The sequence below is a fragment of the Anaerotignum sp. genome, assembly GCF_017483025.1.
Classification (GTDB): domain Bacteria; phylum Bacillota; class Clostridia; order Lachnospirales; family Anaerotignaceae; genus Anaerotignum_A.
The window spans coordinates 1-3,958 of the sequence record NZ_JAFUMA010000059.1 but is presented as its reverse complement, the minus strand read 5'-3'; the positions used below and the strand labels follow the sequence as shown (position 1 = coordinate 3,958).

Genomic DNA, 3,958 nt, shown 5'->3' with positions numbered 1-3,958 from the left:
TGGATGGTCAGGATATTACAGAAATGGGCATCACAGAACGTGCGAGAGCAGGCATCAGCTTTGCTTTCCAGCAGCCCGTTCGTTTCAAAGGCGTAACTGTAAAAGACCTGATCACACTGGCAAGCGGTCAGGAACTGTCCACAGCAGATGCCTGCCAGTATCTGGCGGAAGTTGGCATGTGCGCCAAGGATTATATCGACCGTGAAGTAAACGCCAGCCTTTCCGGCGGCGAACTGAAACGTATCGAAATCGCTACGGTTATGGCAAGAAAAACAAAACTGACTCTGTTTGATGAACCCGAAGCAGGCATCGACCTTTGGAGCTTCAAAAACCTGATCGACGTATTCGAAAAGATGCACGAAGAGATCCAGGGCTCCATTATGATCATTTCCCACCAGGAAAGAATCCTGGACATTGCAGACCAGGTGGTGCTGCTGAGCGCAGGCGAAGTGAAACAGATCGGCACAAAAGAAGAAGTCCTGCCCGGTTTGTTTGGCATGGAAACAGGCTGCAGATTTTTACAGGGAGGTAACAAATAATGCTGAATGATATCGTAAAAAACCTTCTTGCTGAAGTTTCCGGCATGATGAATATCCCCACAACGGGCGCATTCAACATCCGTAACAATGGGAAGAGCGAAGGCAGACATTCTACAGAAAATATCGACATCGTACCTAAGGCTGACGGCACAGGCCTGGATATCTATGTAAAACCCTTTACAAAAAATGAAGATGTGCACATCCCCGCGCTGATCACACAGGATGGCGTGAAGGAAGTGGTATATAACGATTTCCACATCGGCGAAGGTGCGGAAATCACCATCATCGCAGGCTGCGGCATCCATAACTGCGGTTGTGACGATTCCGTACACGAAGGTATTCATCGTTTCTTCGTGGGCAAAAATGCAAAGATCGTTTATCTGGAAAAACACATTGGGGAAGGCGATGGCAACGGCAAACGTATCATCAACCCCCAGACACATATTGAAGCGGAAGAAAATGCTTATATCGAAATGGACACCGTACAGCTGAAGGGCGTGGATTCCACAAAACGTATCTCCAGCGCGAAGCTGAAAGACGGCGCGACTATGATCATCAAAGAAAAGATTATGACCCACGGCGAACAGTATGCGGAAACATCCTTTGATGTAAACCTGGACGGTACAGGTTCCAGCGCGAAGCTGATCTCCCGTTCTGTAGCAAGAGACAATTCCAGACAGCTGTTCCGTTCCAAGATCAACGGCAACGCAGAATGTTATGGTCATTCCGAATGTGACGCCATCATCATGGACAACGGTGTGGTTGCGGCGGAACCTGAAATCACAGCAAACCATGTGGATGCATCCCTGATCCATGAAGCGGCTATCGGTAAGATCGCCGGCGATCAGCTGACAAAACTGATGACACTGGGTCTGACAGAAAAAGAAGCGGAAGCGCAGATCATCAACGGCTTCCTGAAATAAGCCAAAGGAGATGGGCGGATGAGCAGTACAGTGAAAACAGAGGTCATCAGCTGGATCAAAACCATCATTCTGGCGGCAATTCTGGCTGGGGCAGTCAATTCCTTCCTCATCGTCAATGCGGAAGTGCCTACTGGCTCCATGGAAAATACCATTATGGCGGGGGATCGTATCCTTGCTCTGAGAACCTCCTATTGGTTCGAGGAACCGGAGCAGGGGGATATTGCAGTGTTCCATTACCCCGATGACCCTACAGGCAAGACCCTGTACGTAAAACGTGTCATTGGCACGCCGGGGGATATGGTTCTGGTGGAAGATGGCGAAGTTTACGTCAACGGGGAAGCGTTGGAGGAAGACTACATCGCGGAAACCACCCAGGGGGATTTTGGCCCCTATATCGTTCCCGATGGATGCTATTTTATGATGGGCGATAACCGCAATCATTCGCTGGATTCCCGTTTCTGGGAAAATAAATTCGTAGAAGAAGATGAGATTCTGGGCAAAGTCGTATTGCGATACTATAAAGACTTCAAATGGATTTCCTGACAGGAGGGATCAGTATGGGATTGAAAACGAAAGATAAACTGATCGTGACAGTTCTGGTGGTATTGGCAGTGGTGGTATTCATTGGCGGGCGCTATCACGATAACAACACAGGCTTCACTACAGAAAAATGGGTGAATTATGTGGGCAATGACCGTCAGAAGATCCTGCAGGATCTGAGAGACCGTGTCCAGTTCGTTGGCATGACGACCGAAGAAGTGAAAGAAAAGCTGGGCGAGCCTGAAGAAGAAACAGAAGCCTTCCTGACCTATTATGTGGGCGTTCCCCAGGGGCTTCTTGGCACCAAGGTAGAAGAGGAGCAGGAATATTTCCTGATTTCTCTGGAAGGCGGCAAGGTGACGGCGACAGAAGTTCTGACCGGCGATGTTTTGCCGAAGGAAAGTATGTTCCGCATCATTGGTGATGCTACAGAAGATACTGTGCTGGTTCCTACAGGCACAGAAGAATAAAAGGAGGGACGAGTTATGAAATGTCCTTTTTGTGGAAATGAAATGACCGAAGGCAAAATGAACTCCGGCGGCAGATATGTGCAGTGGAAAGGTGTAGATGAAAGCGGCAGAAAAGAAGAATACCTGCTGGCGAAAAGCTACATGGGCGGTGCGAAGATGGAAGGGCATCTTTGTGCCAACTGCAGAAAGCTGATTTTAGACATCGAACAATTTTAAGAAAGCAGGACGGCTCCAAGGAAATGGAGTCGTTTTCTGTATCAGGAAATGAGGAACCGAAATGGAACATACAAAAGAAACGGGTATCAATCGCTTTTTCGATGAAACGCCTGTGAAAAGTTTAGTCATACGCTTGGGCATCCCTGCCATGTTTGCCCAGTTTTTCAATATTCTCTATAGCATTGTAGACCGTATCTTCGTTGGGCGCATCCCCGAAGTGGGGGACCTGGCCCTGGCCAGCATTGGGGTCTGTGCCCCTGCCCTGACGGCAATTTCCGCCTTTGCCTATATGGTGGGGGTGGGCGGTTCCGCTCAGATGAGCGTCAAACTGGGGCAGAAGGATATGGAAGGGGCGAAAAAGCCGGTCAATAATGCCTTTGTGATGCTGATTTGCATCAGCATCCTCGTAACGGCGGCAACGCTCTTCTGGAAAAAGCCTCTGTTGTATTTGCTGGGCTGTGATGACAGCATGTATCCTCTGGCAAGCAGATATTTTACCATCTACGCGGCGGGAACCATCTTCCCTCTGCTGGGCATTGGCATGAACCATTTCATTCTGGCTCAGGGCTTCTCCCGGGCGGGGATGATTTCCGTTGTCATTGGTGCGCTGACGAACCTGATCTTAGACCCTATTCTCATTTTCGGCCTGGATATGGGCATCGAAGGGGCGGCGATCGCCACAGTGGTGGCCCAGGCGGCTATGGCCGTATTCACCCTGTGGTACTTAAGAAGAAAGAAAGTGCCCATCCGTCTGGAAATTGGCGGCTATGAGATCGCTATCATGAAGCGTATCGTGATGGTAGGCATCATGCCCTTCCTCATCACCATTCTGGATAACGGGGTGGTTATCATCCTGAACGCATCCCTCAGAAAATACGGCGGCGTGGACGGCACAGTTTATATCACCTGTGCGGCAGTCATCCAGAGCATCCTGACCATCGTCAGCTGTCCTGCGGCGGGCATCACCCAGGGCTGTGGCACACTCTATGGTTATTTTTATGGCGCAAAGGAAAAGAAAAAACTGGATCAGACCTTTACTTACGTGCTGAAGGTCTGCGTGGCCTATATCGGCGGCATGCAGATTTTGATTTTGCTGTTCCCTCAGGCCTTCGCAGGTCTCTTCCTGAAAGATGCGGCGGTCATGGCGGTCTGCGTAGGCTGTATCCGTCGGTTCTGTCTGGGGCTGGTGGGCATTGCCGTCCAGTATGCTTATGTGGATGGGCTCACTTCCATGGGGAAGGTCAAATATGCACTGCCCCTGTCCCTCTTC

Annotated in this window: 6 protein-coding genes; all 6 read left to right on the top strand. The window is 49.9% G+C overall.

Annotated elements, in window-relative coordinates:
• Nucleotides 1-539 (top strand): ATP-binding cassette domain-containing protein (locus IJ369_RS04910; RefSeq protein ID WP_290716682.1); only part of this gene is annotated, 539 nt, incomplete at its 5' end.
• The gene (locus IJ369_RS04905; protein ID WP_290716680.1) at nt 539-1,462 is read left to right on the top strand and encodes a SufB/SufD family protein; all 924 of its coding nucleotides are present in this window, start codon (nt 539-541) and stop codon (nt 1,460-1,462) included. The genes IJ369_RS04910 and IJ369_RS04905, both read left to right, overlap by 1 nt.
• A gap of 18 nt (nt 1,463-1,480) precedes the next feature.
• Nucleotides 1,481-2,005: a signal peptidase I gene (gene lepB, locus IJ369_RS04900; RefSeq protein WP_290716677.1), complete on the top strand. Its 525-nt coding sequence runs from the start codon at nt 1,481-1,483 to the stop codon at nt 2,003-2,005.
• 14 nt (nt 2,006-2,019) lie between these two features.
• Complete coding sequence (locus IJ369_RS04895) at nt 2,020-2,472, top strand: hypothetical protein (RefSeq protein ID WP_290716675.1); 453 nt, start codon at nt 2,020-2,022, stop codon at nt 2,470-2,472.
• Nucleotides 2,473-2,487: 15 nt separating this feature from the next.
• A complete protein-coding gene (locus tag IJ369_RS04890; protein ID WP_290716673.1) occupies nt 2,488-2,688 on the top strand; it encodes a PF20097 family protein in 201 nt (66 codons plus the stop codon).
• 61 nt (nt 2,689-2,749) lie between these two features.
• Nucleotides 2,750-3,958, top strand: a 1,209-nt coding sequence (locus IJ369_RS04885) for an MATE family efflux transporter (RefSeq protein WP_290716671.1), incomplete at its 3' end; no start/stop codon positions are given.

Excerpts from the sequence above, each read along its gene's own strand:
- IJ369_RS04905 (WP_290716680.1), top strand. The coding sequence starts at position 539 with ATGCTGAATGATATCGTAAAAAACCTTCTTGCTGAAGTTTCCGGCATG.
- lepB (WP_290716677.1), top strand. The coding sequence starts at position 1,481 with ATGAGCAGTACAGTGAAAACAGAGGTCATCAGCTGGATCAAAACCATC.
- IJ369_RS04895 (WP_290716675.1), top strand. The coding sequence starts at position 2,020 with ATGGGATTGAAAACGAAAGATAAACTGATCGTGACAGTTCTGGTGGTA.
- IJ369_RS04890 (WP_290716673.1), top strand. The coding sequence starts at position 2,488 with ATGAAATGTCCTTTTTGTGGAAATGAAATGACCGAAGGCAAAATGAAC.